General features: G+C 62.6%; 14 protein-coding genes and 4 pseudogenes. 13 read left to right on the top strand and 5 right to left on the bottom strand.

The annotated features are described in order from the left end of the window. Window positions 1-127: 127 nt before the first annotated feature. From ACFQDL_RS10575 to ACFQDL_RS10535, 9 genes and pseudogenes are all read left to right on the top strand, one after another. Window positions 128-1,333, top strand: a complete 1,206-nt coding sequence (locus ACFQDL_RS10575; protein ID WP_379908981.1) for a sensor domain-containing diguanylate cyclase — start codon at window positions 128-130, stop codon at window positions 1,331-1,333. Continuing rightward, window positions 1,315-1,656 (top strand): annotated as a pseudogene (locus tag ACFQDL_RS10570) (diguanylate cyclase domain-containing protein); the annotation flags it as partial. The gene ACFQDL_RS10575 and the pseudogene ACFQDL_RS10570, both read left to right, overlap by 19 nt. Before the next feature lie 317 nt (window positions 1,657-1,973). Continuing rightward, window positions 1,974-2,574: pseudogene (locus ACFQDL_RS10565) on the top strand (DUF938 domain-containing protein). 245 nt (window positions 2,575-2,819) lie between these two features. Further along, window positions 2,820-3,449 (top strand): transcriptional regulator BetI, encoded by a 630-nt coding sequence (betI, locus tag ACFQDL_RS10560; protein ID WP_379908980.1) that lies wholly within the window; start codon window positions 2,820-2,822, stop codon window positions 3,447-3,449. Further along, window positions 3,446-4,902 (top strand): annotated as a pseudogene (betB, locus tag ACFQDL_RS10555) (betaine-aldehyde dehydrogenase). The gene betI and the pseudogene betB overlap by 4 nt, the downstream one beginning before the upstream one ends. A gap of 139 nt (window positions 4,903-5,041) precedes the next feature. Further along, the gene (locus ACFQDL_RS10550) at window positions 5,042-5,989 is read left to right on the top strand and encodes a choline ABC transporter substrate-binding protein (RefSeq protein WP_379908979.1); all 948 of its coding nucleotides are present in this window, start codon (window positions 5,042-5,044) and stop codon (window positions 5,987-5,989) included. Between the two features lie 84 nt (window positions 5,990-6,073). Further along, window positions 6,074-6,919: a choline ABC transporter permease subunit gene (gene choW / locus ACFQDL_RS10545; protein ID WP_379908978.1), complete on the top strand. Its 846-nt coding sequence runs from the start codon at window positions 6,074-6,076 to the stop codon at window positions 6,917-6,919. 2 nt (window positions 6,920-6,921) lie between these two features. Next, on the top strand, window positions 6,922-8,115 hold the full coding sequence (choV, locus tag ACFQDL_RS10540) for a choline ABC transporter ATP-binding protein (RefSeq protein WP_379908977.1): 1,194 nt from the start codon (window positions 6,922-6,924) through the stop codon (window positions 8,113-8,115). A 146-nt stretch (window positions 8,116-8,261) separates the two neighbouring features. Continuing rightward, the gene (locus ACFQDL_RS10535) at window positions 8,262-9,872 is read left to right on the top strand and encodes an alkaline phosphatase (protein ID WP_379908976.1); all 1,611 of its coding nucleotides are present in this window, start codon (window positions 8,262-8,264) and stop codon (window positions 9,870-9,872) included. Window positions 9,873-10,404: 532 nt separating this feature from the next. Here the strand turns inward: ACFQDL_RS10535 and yjeH are convergent. Both yjeH and ACFQDL_RS10525 read right to left on the bottom strand, forming a co-directional pair. Then, window positions 10,405-11,472 carry an L-methionine/branched-chain amino acid transporter gene (yjeH, locus tag ACFQDL_RS10530; protein ID WP_379913007.1) on the bottom strand — a complete coding sequence of 356 codons (1,068 nt, stop codon included), beginning with the start codon at window positions 11,470-11,472 and terminating at the stop codon, window positions 10,405-10,407. Further along, complete coding sequence (locus tag ACFQDL_RS10525) at window positions 11,472-11,696, bottom strand: amino acid permease (RefSeq protein ID WP_379913494.1); 225 nt, start codon at window positions 11,694-11,696, stop codon at window positions 11,472-11,474. Before ACFQDL_RS10525 ends, yjeH begins: the two co-directional genes overlap by 1 nt. A 228-nt stretch (window positions 11,697-11,924) precedes the next feature. On the opposite strand from ACFQDL_RS10525, the gene ACFQDL_RS10520 reads away from it, so the two are divergent. Continuing rightward, window positions 11,925-12,344, top strand: a complete 420-nt coding sequence (locus ACFQDL_RS10520; protein WP_379908975.1) for an Lrp/AsnC family transcriptional regulator — start codon at window positions 11,925-11,927, stop codon at window positions 12,342-12,344. A 264-nt stretch (window positions 12,345-12,608) separates the two neighbouring features. Here the strand turns inward: ACFQDL_RS10520 and ACFQDL_RS10515 are convergent, their stop codons facing one another. Further along, window positions 12,609-13,238, bottom strand: a complete 630-nt coding sequence (locus tag ACFQDL_RS10515) for a ceramidase domain-containing protein (protein ID WP_379908974.1) — start codon at window positions 13,236-13,238, stop codon at window positions 12,609-12,611. A 170-nt stretch (window positions 13,239-13,408) separates the two neighbouring features. Here ACFQDL_RS10515 and ACFQDL_RS10510 point away from each other — a divergent pair, with 170 nt between their 5' ends. After that, window positions 13,409-13,873 carry an IS110 family transposase gene (locus tag ACFQDL_RS10510; RefSeq protein ID WP_379908973.1) on the top strand — a complete coding sequence of 155 codons (465 nt, stop codon included), beginning with the start codon at window positions 13,409-13,411 and terminating at the stop codon, window positions 13,871-13,873. Next, a complete protein-coding gene (locus ACFQDL_RS10505) occupies window positions 13,870-14,682 on the top strand; it encodes a transposase (RefSeq protein ID WP_379908972.1) in 813 nt (270 codons plus the stop codon). Before ACFQDL_RS10510 ends, ACFQDL_RS10505 begins: the two co-directional genes overlap by 4 nt. 517 nt (window positions 14,683-15,199) lie before the next feature. On the opposite strand, the gene ACFQDL_RS10500 is transcribed toward ACFQDL_RS10505, so the two are convergent. Then, window positions 15,200-16,234 (bottom strand): LLM class flavin-dependent oxidoreductase, encoded by a 1,035-nt coding sequence (locus ACFQDL_RS10500; RefSeq protein ID WP_379908971.1) that lies wholly within the window; start codon window positions 16,232-16,234, stop codon window positions 15,200-15,202. Then, a pseudogene (locus ACFQDL_RS10495) lies at window positions 16,231-16,631 on the bottom strand (GlcG/HbpS family heme-binding protein). Before ACFQDL_RS10495 ends, ACFQDL_RS10500 begins: the two are co-directional and overlap by 4 nt. A 104-nt stretch (window positions 16,632-16,735) precedes the next feature. Between ACFQDL_RS10495 and ACFQDL_RS10490 the strand changes: the two are divergent. Next, window positions 16,736-17,635 (top strand): LysR family transcriptional regulator, encoded by a 900-nt coding sequence (locus tag ACFQDL_RS10490; RefSeq protein ID WP_379908970.1) that lies wholly within the window; start codon window positions 16,736-16,738, stop codon window positions 17,633-17,635. Window positions 17,636-17,791 lie beyond the last annotated feature (156 nt).

Below are 17,791 nucleotides of genomic sequence, written 5' to 3'. Positions count from 1 at the left end.
CCTTCCCGTTACCGGTTTCGTGCTTTCAGGCGGCGGTTAAGCGACGTCGCCGTTACCGGTTTTTCTTGATTCGGCCGCTTTTCGGAGACATCATTCAAGTTCGAATCAACAGTGCCGGGATAACAGCATGGAGCGCTCACCCGTTGACCTGATGCCGCGAGCCCACCTGATCAGCAATCTGGTCGTCTGGGTGTTTGCCGTGCTCCTGTTTATCGGCAGCGCACTCAGCCTGGAATATCGCCGCCTCGAAACCCGTTTCGAAACCCTCGCCGGCGATCTCACCCATCAAGTCGACAGCCAGCTCCGGTCACGTCAGATGGCGCTGGAAAGCTTCGCCCATTACCTTTCCACCCAGTCCGAGCTCGATCTTGCACGGGCGCGTGCGTTCGCAAACCTGATTCATCAGCATCATTCCGACCTTTACATGCTTGCCATTGCCAGTCGCGTACCCGCTGTGGAGCGCGAGGGCTTCGAGGCGAAGATGCGGGCAGGGGAGTCGCGCGGTTTCGATATCCATCCGCTGCGCCCGGCGGATGCCGGCGCGCAGCCGGACGACTATTACCCGGTGGTGCTGCTGGAGCCGGAATTGCCCGAGGCGCGGGCTCTGCTGGGCATGGACCTGGCCCAGGAAACGTCGGTACTGAGCGGGCTGATCAGCGGCGCGGTCAGGCCGGATGGCATCTCGCGCCCGATAATACTGGGCAACAGCCGCGGCTATCTGCTTTACCATGCCGTTACGCCGCTCGACGATGAGGACGCGGTGGCCGGCCAGGGGTATTCCCGTTATGCGCTGCTCGTGATCCGCGCCGATGCATTGCTGCCCGGCTGGGCCCAGGACCTTCCGGGTCTGGACGTGCAGCTGATCCATCCGGACGGGGATCTCGGCGAGCGCGGGTTGCTGGCCAGGCTGCAGCCGGATTTGAGCCGGTCGCTGCCGATCAGACCGTTCCGCTACAGCCACAGCTACACCGGTCTGATGCAGCCGCTACGGCTCGAGCTGAGCTATCAGCCACCCTGGCAGGCACTGGATATCTGGCTGCTGGCCGGGCTGCTCGGGGGCGGTGTTCTGCTGATGCTGCAGGGCGGCTGGGTGGTCCTGCGGATCCTGCGCGCCCGCTTCCGCCTGCTCGAGCAGCAGAAAAGCCTCTATGACAAGGCTCACTTCGATCATCTGACCGGCCTGCCCAACACCAATCTGCTGCTCGACCGGCTCGAACAGGCGATCCGTTCGGCACAGCGCACCTCGAGCCGGGTGGCGGTCTTTTCCTCGATCTCGACGATTTCAAGCAGGTCAACGATCGCTGGGGCCATGATGTCGGCGATCAGCTGCTGATCCAGATCGGTGTCCGCCTGCGCGAATCGATGCGCGGCGAAGATACCGTGGCCCGTATCCATGGTGACGAGTTCGTGGTCCTGATCCCGGTGCTGGACGGCGAGCACCAGCTCAACAAGGTGCGGGAAAAGCTCGAGCTGCTGTTCGATACGCCCTTCCGGGTTGGCGATATCGCGCTGACGCAGGGCGGCAGCATAGGCCTTGCGGTCTTCCCGGACGATGCCGACGATGCCGAGGGGCTGCTGGGGCTGGCCGATCGTCAGATGTACCTGCACAAGCAGACCAAGGGCGGCGGCATCGACGTCAGCGCGGCGGTCGGTTGACAGCTCCCTTTTGCGCTGGGGAGAATGGAAGCCCCGTAGTGTACTGTTTCACCCTAATAGATACTTATAGAGCCCGCCAATTCGTGTCCAGCAAGGCGCCGTTCGCTGGGAATAGTGGCGCTCTTGCCAAGAACGGCAACGCCGCGGGGCGCGAATTGGCGGTCTCCTCCGGGCGAGCCGCCAAGGGGCTGTCCGCGGTGTTGCATTTTCTCGACATAGGTCCACTATGCCTTCAAAAATGCGCCTTGCGGCCAGCTCCTTGGCGACTCGCTATAAGTGCCTTTAAGGGTGAAACAGTACACTAGTGGAGAGCTGCCTTGACCTGGTTGACCTACAGTGAGGCCTGCGCCCGAAATCAGGCCCCGATACTCGCCCGGCTGGCCCCGCTGCTGGCGCAAAGCCGCCGGCTGCTGGAGATCGGCAGCGGTTCGGGCCAGCACGCGGCCCACTTTGCCTCCTCGCTGCCGCATCTGTCGTGGCAGCCGACCGAACTGGATGTCCACCTCGAATCCCTGGCGGCCAACCTGCAGCGTCATGGCGGCGACAATATACTGCCCCCGCGTGCTGGACGTGGCGGCGCCGCACTGGCCCGGAGCGCCCTATGATGCTGTCTTTACCGCCAATACCCTGCATATCGTCGGCTGGACGGAAGTCGAGGCGCTGATCAGCGGTGTCGGTCGGGTACTGCAGCGGGGTGGCCTGCTGTGCATCTACGGTCCCTTCCGCTATGGCGGTCACTATACCAGCGACAGCAACGGCGAATTCGACCGCTGGCTTCGCTGTCGTGATCCCCGCAGCGGCATCCGCGATTTCGAGGCCGTCGACACTCTGGCGGCTGCCGAGGGGCTGGTTCTCGAGCACGACTTTGCGATGCCGGCGAACAACCAGCTGATCGTCTGGCGGCGCGACGGGCGCTGATTGCGCTGATGGGTTGCGCGGCTGCGCCGCTCCATTCATCCTACCGTGGCCTCATGCCTCATGCCTCATGCCTCACGCATGCCAATAAACGACGCCTTCATATTCATGACCGACAATTTTGTCGATTTTCGTGATTTTTCCTGTCTGTTTGCGCACATCGCCCGATCCCGGGTTGACAGTGCGGTGCGAAAACGTCAGGCTGTTATTAAATGGTCGTTTAATTAAAAAAGAGAGGCAGGTTTCCCATGCCCAAAGTCGGGATGCCGGAAATCAGAAAACCGCAGTTGATACGCGCCACCATGGAGGCGATCGACTCGCAGGGTCTGCAGAAGGCCAGCGTGGCGATCATCAGTCGCTATGCGGGGGTTTCGCCGGCAATCATCAATCACTATTTCGGCGGCAAGGACGGGCTGCTCGAGGCAACGATGCGTTCGGTGCTCAAGCAGTTGTCCGAGGGTGTGCGCGAGCGCCTCGCCGAGACCGATCCCGATGATGTAAAGGCCCGGATCAAGGCGATCGTCGGCGGCAACTTCGACCCCCGCCAGCTCGATCGCAAGGTGGTCAAGACCTGGCTGGCGTTCTGGTCCCAGGCGATGCACCACGAGGCGCTGTTCCGGCTGCAGCGGGTCAACGAGCAGCGGCTGCTCTCGCACCTGCGTCTCGAGCTTAAACGGGTGATGGAGCCGCAGCGGGCGCAGTTCGTCGCCCAGGGCATCGCGGCCCTGATCGACGGCATCTGGCTGCGCGGAGCCCTGACGCCGGACGGTATCAACAGCAATCTGGCCCAGCGCATCATCACCGACTATCTGGAGCGGCAACTGCCGTCTGAATTCACCGAGTCGCGACTCCCAACCAGGACTGCACAGACATCATGAACATCATTACTCAATACATTCATGGCCGTTGCCGGGACGCGGCGAGCGGCGAGACCTTCGAGACCCGCAACCCGGCGACCGGCGAGGTGCTGGCGCAGGTACAGCAGGCCGCCGAGGCCGATGTGGAAGCTGCGATCGCCTCCGCCAAAGAGGGTTTTGCCCGCTGGTCGGCGATGACCGGGACCGAGCGCAGTCGCATCCTGCTGCGCGCCGTCGAGTTGCTGCGCGAGCGCAACGAGGAGCTGGCGCGGCTCGAGGTGCTGGATACCGGCAAACCGCTGCAGGAAGCGCTGGCCGTGGATATCCACACCGGCGCCGACGTCATCGAGTATTACGCGGGCCTGGCCGGCAAGATTCAGGGCGATTACCAGGACCTGGGCAACGGCAACTTCTTCTATACCCGTCGCGAGCCGCTGGGTATCTGCGCCGGCATCGGCGCCTGGAACTACCCGATCCAGATCGCCTGCTGGAAGGCCGCGCCAGCGCTGGCCGCGGGCAATGCGATGATCTTCAAGCCGTCCGAGGAGACGCCGCTGACGGCGATGAAGCTGGCCGAAATCTTCAGCGAAGCCGGCGTGCCGGACGGCGTCTTCAACGTCGTCCAGGGCGATGGCCGTACCGGTGCCCTGCTGACCAATCACCCCGAGATCGCCAAGGTCTCATTCACCGGTGAATGCGGTACCGGCAAGCGCGTCATGGCGGCGGCGGCCGGTACCCTCAAGTCGGTCACCATGGAACTGGGCGGCAAGTCGCCGATGATCGTGTTCCCGGACACGAAGGTCGAGACCGCCGTCTCCGGCGCCCTGCTGGCCAACTTCTATACCCAGGGCGAGGTCTGCACCCACGGCACCCGGGTCTTCGTTCATGACGAGATCTACGATGCCTTCCTCGAGGAGCTGGAAGCACGCACCCGCGCGCTGCGCATCGGCGATCCGCTGGATCCCGAGACCCAGATCGGCGCGCTGATCTCCGAAAAGCACCTCGACAAGGTGCTTGGTTATATCGAAGCGGCACGGCAGGCCGGTGCCCGTCTGCTCTGCGGCGGCCGTCGCGCCACCGGCGAAGGCCTCGACAACGGCTGCTTCGTCGAACCGACCGTCTTCGCCGACTGCTCGGACGATATGCCCAACGTGCGCGACGAGATCTTCGGGCCGGTGATGTCGGTGCTGCGTTTCAGCGACGAGGACGAGGTGATCCGCCGCGCCAACGATACCCGCGTCGGCCTGGCCGCCGGTGTATTCACCCGTGATATCGGACGCGCCCACCGCGTGATCGCGCAGCTGCAGGCCGGCATCTGCTGGATCAATACCTGGGGGCTTCGCCGGCCGAAATGCCGGTCGGCGGTTACAAGGAGTCCGGCATCGGCCGCGAAAACGGCATCGAGAGCCTCTATCACTACACCCAGACCAAGAGCGTCTTCGTAGAACTTGGAGAACTCGAAAGTCCTTATTGATTTTTCAACACAGCCTTAACGGTGCGCAGGCGCAAGCCTGCGCAACTGTGGCTCCACGCCAGCCCGGACGCAGGTCGAAAGACCCTTTGCCGGGCTGCCCTGGAGGTACAGGCCCATAACAACAGCAACAGGAATGACTATGAACACCTCCCTGAAGAAACTTCGCAACGCCCTTTTCAGCACTGCAATCGCGGCGGGTATCAGCACCACGGCCCTGGCCGACAGCTGTGAGACCGTGCGCTTCGCCGATGTCGGCTGGACCGATATCACCTCGACCACCGCGGTCGCCTCGGAGATCGTCGAGGGACTCGGCTACAAGAGCCGTACGGATCTGCTGTCGGTACCGGTGACCTACACCTCGCTGGCGGCCAACGATCTGGATGTATTCCTCGGCAACTGGATGCCGACGATGGAAGGCGATATCGCCAAATATCGCGAGGCCGGTACGGTGGAGACCCTGCGCGCCAACCTCGAGGGTGCCAAATATACCCTGGCGGTGTCGAAAGCGGCCTATGACGGCGGTGTGAAGAGCTTTGCGGATCTGGCCAAATACCGCGACAAGTTCAAGGACACCATTTACGGCATCGAGCCGGGCAACGACGGCAACCGCCTGATCCAGAAGATGATCGACGACAACGCCTTCGGCCTCGAGGGGTTCCGGCTGGTGGAGTCGTCCGAAGCGGGCATGATCTCCCAGCTCAGCCGCGCCGTGCGGCGCGACCAGTGGATCGTCTTCCTCGGCTGGGCGCCGCACCCGATGAACTCCAATTTCGAGATCGAATACCTCAGCGGCGGCGACGACTGGTTCGGCCCCGATTTCGGCGGCGCCACCGTCTATACCAATGTGCGCAAGGGCTACACTACCGAGTGCCCGAACGTCGGCAAGCTGCTGACCAACCTCGCGTTCTCGCTGCAGATGGAGAACGAGATCATGGGGGCCATTCTCGATGACGGCCAGAAGCCGCGCGATGCGGCCCGCAGCTGGCTGCAGCGCAATCCGCAGGTGCTAGACGCCTGGCTCGAGGGTGTCATGACCCGCGATGGCCAGCCGGGTCTGGCGGCACTCAGGACTCATCTCGAGCTCTGATCGCTTTCCGATGACTGTCAGAAAACCCGTCGCCATGCCCCCGGGCATGGCGCCTGGATTCGTTCGCCCTGAGGAAACCGCGCTATGAACTGGTTAACCGATCACAAGATACCCCTCGGCCACTGGATGGAGCTGTTCGTCGACTGGCTGACCTTCAATGCCGCCGGCTTTTTCGATACCGTCGCCATTTCGCTGGAATGGCTGATCCTGAACCTGGTTTCACTGTTCCAGTGGTTCCCGGTCTGGGTCCCCATCCTGTTGACCGCGGCAATCGCCTGGCTGCTGCACCGCAGTATCCCGCTGGTGCTCTTCGTCGTCGCCTCGCTGCTGCTGATCCTCAATCTCGGCTACTGGCAGGAGATGCTCGAGACCTTCGTGCTGGTGCTGAGCGCGACCTTCATCTCGATACTCATCGGCATTCCGGTGGGCATCCTGGCGGCCCACAAGCCCTGGGTCTATACCCTGCTGCGGCCGGTACTGGACCTGATGCAGACGATCCCCACCTTTGTCTACCTGATTCCGACGCTGGTGCTGTTCGGCCTCGGTGTCGTCCCGGGTCTGATCTCGACCATCATCTTCGCCATCGCGGCGCCGATCCGCCTGACCTGTCTCGGCATTGGCCGGGTACCGGAAGAGCTGCTCGAGGCCGGCCGCGCCTTCGGCGCCACGCCGATGAAGCTGCTGTTCAAGGTCGAACTGCCGGCGGCGATGCCCAACATCATGGCCGGCATCACCCAGTGCATCATGCTGTCGCTGTCGATGGTGGTGATCGCGGCGCTGGTCGGTGCCGACGGACTCGGCAAGCCGGTGGTGCGGGCGCTCAATACCGTCAATATTTCGCAGGGCTTCGAGGCGGGCCTGGCCATCGTGCTGGTTGCCATCATCCTCGACCGCATCTGCAAGAATCCCCGCGCCAAAGAGGAGTCCTGATCATGGCGGCTGTCAGTATTCGCAACCTCGATGTGGTGTTCGGCAGGAAAGCACACCAGGCCCTGGCGCTGCTGGACCAGGGCAAGACCCGGCAGGAGATCATCGACAGCACCAACCAGGTGGTCGGTGTTCACGGTGCCAGTCTGGAAGTGCAGCGCGGCGAAATCTGCGTGCTGATGGGATTGTCGGGCTCCGGCAAATCCAGCCTGCTGCGCGCGGTCAACGGACTCAACCCCATCAGCCGCGGCGAGCTGCTGGTGCAGGATGGCGAGCGCATGGTCGACATGGCCAGTTGTGATGCCAAAACCCTTCGCCATATGCGCAGCAAGCGCGTGTCGATGGTGTTTCAGAAATTCGCGCTGATGCCCTGGCTCAGCGTGCTCGAGAATGTCGCTTTCGGTCTGGAAATGCAGGGTATGGGCAAGGCCGAGCGACAGCAGCGGGCGATGGAGAAACTGGAAATGGTCGGATTGGCCGAGTGGAGCAGCAAGCTGCCCCACGAGCTGTCCGGCGGTATGCAGCAGCGCGTTGGCCTGGCTAGGGCCTTTGCAATGGACAGCGACATTCTGCTCATGGACGAGCCTTTTTCCGCGCTGGACCCGCTGATCCGCAACCAGCTCCAGGACGAACTGATCGAGCTGCAGCGCAGGCTCAACAAGACCATTCTGTTCGTCAGCCACGACCTCGACGAGGCGCTGAAGATCGGTTCCCATATCGCCATCATGGAGTCGGCGCGGATCATCCAGCACGGCCGCCCCGAGGACATCGTGCTCAACCCCTGCAACGACTACGTGAAGAACTTCGTTGCCCACACCAACCCGCTCAACGTGCTGCGCGGGCGCTCGCTGATGACCGGCATGGCGGAACTGGAACGTCTGGACGAGCTGGTGGTGCTGAACCGTCAGGAGCACACCTGGCTGCGCATGGACGAAGCCGGTCAATTGATCGGTGCCGGCCGCCAGGAACAGGCACTGCAGGTGCAGCAGTGGCAGAAAGGCGCCGATGTCAGGAGCCTCGATCAGGATACCCTGGTGGTGGCCAGCCCCGAGATCTCGATGCGCGAGGCGCTGGAGATCCGCTATCAGACCGGCCAGCCGGTACTGCTGAAGGAGCGCGACAGCCTGGTCGGGGTGTTGCGCGACCGCGACTTCTACCACGCCCTGCTGGGCAAGCATTTCGGTGCCACAGCCGCCTGATTCGCGGTGCACCATCGGAAATTCCAATGCTGCAGTATCGGCACGGCCGTTCATGATGAACGGCAAGTGCCGATACGGATTTAAGCTTTTCCCTTGGGAGCCCTGCGGATCCCGCTTTGTTTCAACAACAACAAGAAGGAACTGTTATGAAACGACTCAACTCTCTTGGCCTGGCGACAGTCTGCGGTTGCCTGTTTTCGGGCGCGGTGCTGGCGGCGCCGGTCAAGAACGTGATCCTGATGATCGGCGATGGCATGGGGCCGCAACAGGTGGGCCTGCTGGAAAGCTATGCCCGGCTGGCGCCGCATTCGATCTATCAGGGGCGTGATACGGCGATCCATCAGCTGGCGACCGAAGGTATGGCCGGGATCTCGATGACCTATCCGCACGACGCTCTGGTGGTCGACTCCGCCTGCTCTGCCACCCAGCTGGCGCTGGGCCGCGCTGCGGTATCGGAAGTGATCGGCGTCGACAATCAGGGGTATCCGCAGGAAACCGTCCTGGAAAAGGCCAAGCGTCTGGGCAAGGCGACCGGCCTGGTGTCGGACACCCGCCTCACCCATGCGACCCCGGCAGCCTTCGCCGCGCACCAGCCGCACCGTTCGCTGGAAAACGAGATCGCCGTGCAGATGCTGGAAACCGGCCCGGACGTGATGCTCTCCGGTGGCCTGCGCCACTGGATACCGAAGGAGATCAACGACAAGGGCGAAGTCTATCGGCAGTTGCAGGCGCTGACCGGCGAGGGCCTGACGTTGAAGTCCAAGCGCAAGGACAGCCGCGACCTGCTGGCAGAGGCGCAGGCCCAGGGCTATCAGTTGGCGTTCAATCGCGATCAGCTGGCGGCCGTTGATGGCGGCAAGGTGTTGGGTCTTTTCGCCTATTCCGGCATGATGGACGGTATCCGCTACAGCCACAGCCGCGACGACGAGGCCCGCCGGGAACCGACCCTGACCGAGATGACGGCTGAGGCACTTAAGGTGCTGAGCCAGGACGAGGACGGTTTCTTTCTGATGGTCGAGGGCGGTCAAATCGACTGGGCCGGCCATAACAACGACGTCGGCACCATGCTGCACGAGATGGTCAAGTTCGACGAGGCGATCGGCTACGTTCACGATTGGGTCCAAGGTCGCGACGACACCCTGGTGATCGTCACCGCCGACCACGAGACCGGCTCGTTCGGGTTCAGCTATTCCGCCGCGGGCCTGCCCAAGGGTAAAGCCCTGCCGGGCCCGGCGTTCGCCTCGCAGGACTACCAGCCCAATTTCAACTTCGGCGCCACCTCGTTGCTCGACGCCATCTATGCCCAGCAGAAGAGCTTTCCGGACATGATGAGCGAGTATGCGGGGCTGCCGGAAGACGAGCGCAACGCGGCCTCCCTGGCCCGGGTCATCAGCGCGGATAATGCGTTTCCGGTTACCGAGCAGCAGGCCGAACGGATACTCGAAACCACCGAGAATCCCTACCTGACTCCGGATCACGATTATCTGGCCGCGGCGCGTCTTCCGAAAGTGCGGGACTTTCAGGCGTTCTATGTCTATGGCGACGAGATCCAGCACAACCTGATCGGCCGCGAGCTGGCCGAGGCGCAGAATGTTGTCTGGGGAACCGGCACTCATACCCATACACCGGTCAATGTCATCGCCTGGGGACCGGACGCAGCGATTCGCCCGCTTTCCGGCCTGATCCACCATGCCGATCTCGGGCACCATCTGCAGGCGGTACTCGACAGCCCCTCGGAGGCCGTTGCCCAGCAGTAAGCGACGTAGACCTGCCCGCCGCCAGGGCGGGGTTGCTTCAGAGTATTCCCCCTGATCAATGCTATCCGGGACAACTCTGTGGATAAGCTGAGTATCAAGTCTCACCCTTTGCCGGCCGGTGTTTTCCACAGGCCGGTTTTTTCATATCTGGCTGGTCTGTTGATCAATTTCCACAAAGCCTTTAGAAACGGGCCTTGCAGGATACTTCAAGGGGGTTGTCAAAGGGTTATGCACAATATCGCCAACAGATACTGTGCATAGTTTAAAGCTGTTTTCTGAGCCAGTTATGTACAGGCGTTTTATGCACAGCATATATTGCGGACTTCGTTCGCCTCGGGGGCGAGGCTCCTGCGGCAAGGTGCTGCGGCTTTCCCTGTAGGAACGCCGCCCCGGTGCGAATGACCTCTGTGCCAACGTTGTTCGCCTCGGGGGCGAGGCTCCTACGGCAAGGTGCCACGGCTTTCCCGGTAGGAGCGCCGCCCCGGTGCGAACGACCTCTGTGCCAACGTTGTTCGCCTCGGGGGCGAGGCTCCTACGGCAAGGTGCCACGGCTTTCCCGGTAGGAGCGCCGCCCCGGTGCGAACAGACCGCTCGGCCAGACTCTGCCGAGCACGAGGAACAGGGCCAATAATCCGAGTGCGTAGAGCATCTGGATACCGAGCAGTGCCAGCGTCAGGCCGCACAACAGGGTGCTGATCGCGGCCAGCAGGCGCCAGACGCCCCTGAGCAGGACGCAGCCTGTCGCCATGCTCAGCAGATAGACCAGCACGAAGTTGCCGTTGGCATAGCGGATCAGCTCTTCGATGGAGAGCGATTGCCACCAGGACAACAGCACGAAACAGCCGCAACCGGCCGTTACCAGCGCCAGCGCCCGCGCCGGTACCCCCTGGCCGTTGCGCAGCGCCAGCGCCCGCGGCAGTTTGCCCTCGTCGGCCAGACTCCAGACCAGGCGTGCGAACCCCTGCAGATAGATATTGATCGAGGCGAAACAGGCCAGGTAGCCGATTAACGCCGCCAGCCAGCTCAGCCCGTCTCCCCACAACAGCGTCAGCAGTTGCGGCAGCGAGGTGGCGTTGCCTTGTTCGTCGCCGTAGGTGCCGAAACTCAGAACGGCCACCGAAGCGCCCCAGTACACCAGGCCCGCCAGCAGCACGCCGGCCAGCAATGCCAGCGGGAAGTCCCGTTGCGGATGCCTGAACTCCTCGCCCAGATGGGTAAAGGCCTCGATGCCGACGAAACACCAGAACATCACCGCCAGTGCGGCCGGGATCGCCTGCCACTCCAGATTCGTCACCGGCAGCAGCGCCTGCGACTCCCGCGGCAATCCGCCTCGCCACCAGACCGATACCACGGTGGCGGTGATAAGCACGGCGATCGCGGTCTGTACCAGGCCGGAGGCGCGGGCCGGGCGTTGACCGAGCAGCAGCATAAGGCCCAGGGTCGCAAGCTGGACGAGCAATTCGCGCAGCGGCGTGAGATCGAAGAGCGCGTGGCCGAAACCGGTGGCGATCTTCAGGGCCGCCGGCAGCCCCACGGGTATCACCGCCAGGAACAGGAAGGCTGTGGCCAGCTCCATGCGGGCACCGAAGGCGCGACCGATCAGGGCAGGGCTCCGCCGGCATGCGGGTAGCGCCTGCCCAACTGGGCGAAGGTGAAGGCGATGGGCAGCACCAGCAGGATCAGCAGCGGCCAGGCCCAGAGCGAGGCCTGGCCGGCCAGACTCGCGGCAACGGCGGGAACGATGAATATGCCTGTACCGAGCAGCGAGGTGGTCAGCAGACCGATCCCCTGCAGAAGGCTCAGTTCCTGGGTCAAACGGCTCATGGTCGGGTTCTCGATCGGATAGTTGTTGCCCTCCCCACGAACGCCGGCACGGCGCGAAAGCCCGGTCCATAGGTGTTGGGAGGTTGCTGATATATATTAGGGAGCCCCCGGCGGATGCGGAGCTGGCAAAGCGGCGTCATTGACCGGCACATCGTCGGAAACCGGCGACGATCTGTCAGGCGGCGTATCGCCGCCGGGACAATGGACAATCGGCATCGGAAAAACACCTTGGACAAGTTCGACCACCAGATTCTCGCCCTGCTGCGCAACGACGCCAGGATGCCCGTCGCCCGGATCGCGCGCGAGGTCAACCTGTCGCGCACGGCGGTCAGCGAGCGCATCCGCCATCTCGAGCAGCAGGAAATCATCCGTGGCTATCATGCCCGCATCGCTTCGCCCGAGCGCCCGGCGGTGCGGGCCTTTCTGGAACTGGTCTACCGGAACAGCCGTTGCGAGGAGTATGTGGCGCAGATCCGTACGCTGCCCGAGGTCAAACGCTGCTGCGGCATCAGCGGCGAGACCGACATGCTGCTCTACGTCGAGACCGCTACGATGGAACGTCTGCTGGAGATCCGGGCCATCATCGAACAGTTTCCCAAGATGGTGCGGGTCAAGACTCATATCGTCATGAAAGAGTGGGATATGTAATCGCTCATCGATGCTTCGCGTTGGATAACTCTGTGGAAACTGTGGGTATGATGCCCGCAGCCCTTCGCCGGACCTTTTTCCACAGGTCTTTTTTCCCGGATTGGACGATCTGTTGATCAATTTTCTCAGCCCCAGTGACAGCGGGCTTTGTGGGTAACTGTCAGACGCTTGTCACAAGCTTATGCACAGAACCGCAAACAGTTATTGTGTGCAGTTTCAACGAGCAGCCGGTTCGAAGTTATTCACAGTCTGATTACCCACAGTTCAACGGGCAGGCGGACGGTTCACCAGCCAGGCCCGAACGGCCAGGTAGAGGACCAGGCCATTGAGCAGGTGCCAGAGGAAGTGGGTGCCAACGGTCAGCCGGTCACAAAGCGCAAGATCCAGGGTACGGAACGTCAGTGACAGCAGGAAGACGGCAGCGGACAGCAGCAGCAGCCGGGGCTCCCGCGCATGCCTGCGGTGCCAGAGCCCGAGACCGAGCAAAAAGGCCAGCGCCGGCAGGTAGAGGATCGAGCGGTTCAGCAGTGTCGGGTCCAGGTACATCAGGGCACCGGCCGCCAGAAACAGCCCTTCGAGGACGCAGATCCACAACCGACCCAGGCCGATGATCCTGCGTGCATAGAGCCACAGAAAGAAGAGCTGAAACAGCAGGATCGGGATGACGTCCAGCCAGCGTGCCCAGTGCGTCGCGAAGGTATGGTAGAGACTGCTGCCGCTGCCGATGCAGACGAGCAGCCCAAGCAGGAGGCCGCCCTCGGCGCCGGCGCCACCCCGCGTGTTCGCGAGCCGCCACAGGTACCAGGCGGCGATGAAAAACGCCAGGTTGCTCAGCACGTTCAGCGGCTCGGCCAGCAGGCCGGGACCGAGGCGTTCGCAGTATTCGTCGAGCATCGCATCCGCTTCCAGGGCCGTCCGGATTCAGTGTATGCCAGTTCACACGAACCAAATAGTAGTCAGTTATAACTGGGGAGAAATTCTGGTAGGAAGGGGGACCCTCGAGGGTCGTCATCGAAATAACGACCCGTTCCAAGCGAAGTAAGGAAGCAGAAGGTGTCCCCCAGATGAGCAAGCGTAAATTTCGCAGCACAGCTTTGCAAGATGTTGACTGGGCCAATGTCCGTGAGAAGCTGAAGAACCAGCCGGTCGTGGTGGCTGTCGATGTTGCCAAGATTGACTTCTACGCCACCCTGATGACGCCTGATCGTCAGATGCACGTCATCCTGCGCTGGAAGCACCCGCTCCAGACACGGGCCCTGGTGGAGACGCTGCAGGCGCAGCTGGCAGGCATGAACTTCGTGGTCGTCATGGAGCCGACCGGCACCTATGGCGACCCGCTATTCGATCTGCTGCATCAGGCCCGGATCCCGGTCTACCGAGCGGCCCCCAATCGCACTAATAAGGCGGCGGAACTCTACGATGGCGTGCCTAGCATGCACGATGCCAAGGCCTGCTACGTCATCGGCCGGCTGCACCGGAAAATAACACCGAGCGCTGGATCGAGCCGACGGCACAGCAACGCGAGTTGAAAGCCGAGCTGAAGTTGTTGGAGATGTACCAGGAACGCAGCCAGCGCAGCCTGAATCGGCTGGAGGCGCTACTGGCCCGGCACTGGCCGGAGGCGCCCCACATCCTGTCACTGGACTCCGTCACGCTGCTGCAAACCTTGGCACACTACGGCTCTCCTGCCGCCGTGCGGGCAGCTCCGGAGGAGGCGCTGCAGCTGATGTGCCGAACCGGGCGCTCCGGGTTGAAGCCCGAGACCAGCGCACAGCTGCTGGCCAGTGCCGAGACCACCATTGGGAGGGCGTGCGAGGACGCCGAGCGGTACCTGCTGCAGACACTGGCCGAGGACCTGCTGGCCCAGCGTTTGGCGATTAGGGAGCTGGAGCGGCGTCTGGAGGCCCGCCTGGCCGATGATGAGATGCTGTCACGCCTGCACACCGTCGTGGGCCGTGTCACAGCCCTGATGCTGCTGGCTGAGCTAGGCTCGCCACAGGACTATCCCAGTGCGGCCCATTACCTGAAGGCACTGGGCCTCAACCTGAAAGAGCGCAGCAGCGGCAAACACAAGGGTCAGCTGAAGATCACCAAGCGCGGCCCCAGTATTGCCCGCCGCTACCTGTACTGGGCGGCGCTCAGGTGGCTCAAACACAACCGGGTGGTGAAGCATTGGGCCGAGGCAAAGGCGCAACGGGATGGTGGCAGCAAGAGCAAGGCGATCACCGCCATCATGCGCAAGCTGGTGCGGGCACTCTGGCACGTCGGGCGCGGAGCGATCTTTGATCCGAACCGCTTGTTCAATGTCGCGGCGCTACCCGCACTCAAGGCGGCCTGACGACTGAGTCGACAATGGCGCCAAACGCTACAACCGAACGGAAGCAATCGACCATGCGTTAACACCAGACGATACGAGCAACCCTTTGTGTCCTTGGGCGTGACCTTCGACCCATCCTGAGGCCCTTGCAGGCCCTTCCGGAGTCACGAGGCACGCCCCGGGATACTTCATGGACCGACATGCCCAAGGTAACTGAGTCGATGCCACCAAGCGGACATCCGATACTGAGAGGTTAGGCGTACCCCATGAAGGTCAATCCGGGACAGAAAGACCGCTCTTGGCACCCTGGCAAACAACACGGACCTCAATCTGCAGCAGTCTAACCGCAGGTCACAAATCCGTGTTGCCAAGAGACACCGTAAAACAGTGAGAAACAGGAGTTGACTAAGCTATGAGAGGATGGGTTGAGCGACGCTGGTGCACGGGATATCCGATCCCTCTGCAGTCAGGGCGTCGCGCAGCCCATCAGGGGTGTCAATTCGGCACCGAGGTGCCCGCCGGTTTCGGGCTTTGGTCCTTACGCGCCGAGGTCGAATGCGGCCGCCAGCTTGCGGTAGCTCTCGCAGCGTTTCTCGAAGCTGTGGGTAACCGCCACGATCAGTATTTCGTCTACGCCGTAATACTCGGCCTGGGCTTCCAGTTGTGCCCGGCACTGTTCCGGCGTACCGGTAATCATGCTGTCGCGGGTCGCGTCAAAGAACGCCTTGTCGGAGGGCGACAGCCTGGCGTACAGGTCCATGCAGCGTTCGGGCGGCAGGATCCCTTCACGAATGCCGTGGCGATGCGCCTGCAGCTTCCAGTAGGTATGGGAGGCCGCGAGCAGTTCCGACTCCTCGGCGGTTTCGGCGCAGATGACGGCGCTGGCCGTCATGGCGCTGCCTTGCGTGCCGACGGTGTCCGGTCGCGGACGGTACAGTTTGCGGTAGCGGCTGATGATGTCCGCCGGACGCTCGTGGGTGCCGATGAACAGTGCCAGCACGAATCCCCAGCCCAGCTGCGCCGCCAGCTCGATACTGCCGTCGCTGGAGCCGAGCGCCCAGAGCTGCGGCCGGGTATCGCCTCCTTGCGGGGTTGTCGGCAGGTTATCGAAGGCGTGCCCCTCGGGCAGACCTCCGTCGATGAAGCCGGTCAGGGCCTCCAGCAGGTAGGGAAAGTGGTTCACAGGCGTCGGCAGATCGGGATAGGCCAGAGCCGCGCCCGTCTGCCCGGCACCGCCGGGCGCACGCCCGACCCCGAGATCGATTCTGCCGGGAAACAGGGCCTCCAGGGTGCGAAACACTTCGGCGACCTTGTAGGGACTGTAGTGGGACAGCATGACCCCGCCGCTGCCGACCCGGATTCGTTGCGTGCCGGCGGCGATCTGCCCGATCAGGATTTCGGGTGCGGAGCTGGCATAGGAGGGCGTGCCGTGATGCTCGGCGACCCAGAATCTATGGTAGCCGAGACCGTCCGCCAGCCGGGCGAGCCTGACGCTGTCCGACAGCGCCGCCGCCTGGGTCTTGTCGTCGTGGACCGGCGACTGGTCGACAATGCTGAGTTTCAATGCCGTCATGTGGTCACCTCGGCGATTGCGTGGCGGGCGATGGTGTCGTCCTGCTCGGCCGTTGCACCGGAGATGCCGATCGCCCCGATCAGGGCGTTTTCGATGCGCAGGGCTGGCCGCCCGCAAAGCCGATCAGCCCCTGGTTGGAAAGCTCCATGCCGGTCAGCTGTTCGCGCCGGATCAGGCTGCCGAAATCGCCGGAAGGCAGCGGAAACAGCGATGAGGTCCGGGCCTTGCCGATGGCGACATCGATCGAGCCGGTGAAGGACCCGTCCATGCGCTTGAAGGCGGCAAGATGAGCGCCGCTGTCGGTTATGGCGATACAGACACTGACGCCGATCTCCCTGGCTTTTTCTTCGGCTCTTTCGATAAGCGCGGTGGCAAGAGCCTCTGTCAGGGCTGTCATGGGGCTTCTATCTCCGGTAATGGCTTCGGAGTATTCTATAAAATGCGAAAAGCGAAATTTACAGGTATCTTTGGGAGATCAAATTCCGTATTTGGGATGACGCGATGGACTTCCAGAATCTATATCTGTTCGTCAGGGTGGTCGAGCGGGGCAGCTATATCGCAGCCGCCACCGAGCTGCAGATTCCGACCTCGACCCTCAGTCGCCGGATACAGCAGCTCGAGGAGGACCTGGGCTACAAGCTGCTCTACCGCAGCGCACGCAAGCTGTCGCTGACGGAGGCCGGTCGGCTGTTCTACAACCGCTGCCATTCGCTGTATGCGGACCTGGTGGACGCGACCTCCGGCATCGACAGCGAGCTGACCTCGCCGAGCGGCAAGCTTAAGATCACCGCCCCGGTGAGCCTGGCGAACGAGCTGCTCAATCCCTGGTTCTTCGAGTTCATGACCGAGCATCCGGGTATCGAGCTGGACCTGATGCTGCTCAACCGCAATATCGACCTTAAGGATGAAGGCGTCGATATTGCCTTTCGCATTGGCGAGATCGGTATTCCCGACTGGATCTCCCGCCCCCTGTTCAGCTCCCGCTTCTGCCTGTGCGCCAGTCCGGACCTGGTCGAACGTCTTGGCATGCCGGCCAGTCTGGAAGACCTTGCCCGCTATCCGATAATCGCTTCCAGGCGTTCGCCAAGCTGGATCTTCACGGACCGGGAGGGCACGTCGCACGAGTTGCAGATCAGACCGCGACTCATCTTCGACGAGCTTCGGACCGCCGCCGATGCCGTGGCCGCCGGTATCGGGATCGCCAACCTTCCCCACTATGTCGTTGACGATGCCCTGGAGAAACAGCGCCTCGTTTCGCTTTTGCCCGACTACCGACCTCAGTCTCGCGAGGTGCAGATGCTCTATCCGCACCGCAAGTACCTGCCCGCCAAAGTGCGGCTGTTCATCGATTTCATCATGGAAAGGATCGAGGGTTACCGGGGCGACGAGGCCAGCGGTTGACCCTTTGTCGGAATTCGCTGCGCGCGTTCCAACTAGCGGACGCTCGAAGGTAGCCTGGAATGAGCGCAGCGAATTCCGGGGATGGTGCAATGCGCTTCGCTTATTGGCACCCTACGGCAGTCTCGACTAACAGGTGGACTGGAGGCGGACTAAATC

This window comes from Marinobacterium aestuariivivens, assembly GCF_042661465.1.
Taxonomy (GTDB): Bacteria; Pseudomonadota; Gammaproteobacteria; order Pseudomonadales; family Balneatricaceae; genus Marinobacterium_A; species Marinobacterium_A aestuariivivens.
The sequence above is the reverse complement of the archived record's forward strand: the minus strand, read 5'-3'. Positions and strand labels throughout refer to the sequence as shown.

Coding starts and splice junctions, on each gene's coding strand:
- ACFQDL_RS10535 (WP_379908976.1), top strand. CDS start 8,262: ATGAAACGACTCAACTCTCTTGGCCTGGCGACAGTCTGCGGTTGCCTG.
- choW (WP_379908978.1), top strand. CDS start 6,074: ATGAACTGGTTAACCGATCACAAGATACCCCTCGGCCACTGGATGGAG.
- betI (WP_379908980.1), top strand. CDS start 2,820: ATGCCCAAAGTCGGGATGCCGGAAATCAGAAAACCGCAGTTGATACGC.
- ACFQDL_RS10510 (WP_379908973.1), top strand. CDS start 13,409: ATGAGCAAGCGTAAATTTCGCAGCACAGCTTTGCAAGATGTTGACTGG.
- choV (WP_379908977.1), top strand. CDS start 6,922: ATGGCGGCTGTCAGTATTCGCAACCTCGATGTGGTGTTCGGCAGGAAA.
- ACFQDL_RS10575 (WP_379908981.1), top strand. CDS start 128: ATGGAGCGCTCACCCGTTGACCTGATGCCGCGAGCCCACCTGATCAGC.
- ACFQDL_RS10490 (WP_379908970.1), top strand. CDS start 16,736: ATGGACTTCCAGAATCTATATCTGTTCGTCAGGGTGGTCGAGCGGGGC.
- ACFQDL_RS10525 (WP_379913494.1), bottom strand. CDS start 11,696: ATGAGCCGTTTGACCCAGGAACTGAGCCTTCTGCAGGGGATCGGTCTG.
- ACFQDL_RS10550 (WP_379908979.1), top strand. CDS start 5,042: ATGAACACCTCCCTGAAGAAACTTCGCAACGCCCTTTTCAGCACTGCA.
- ACFQDL_RS10500 (WP_379908971.1), bottom strand. CDS start 16,234: ATGACGGCATTGAAACTCAGCATTGTCGACCAGTCGCCGGTCCACGAC.
- ACFQDL_RS10515 (WP_379908974.1), bottom strand. CDS start 13,238: ATGCTCGACGAATACTGCGAACGCCTCGGTCCCGGCCTGCTGGCCGAG.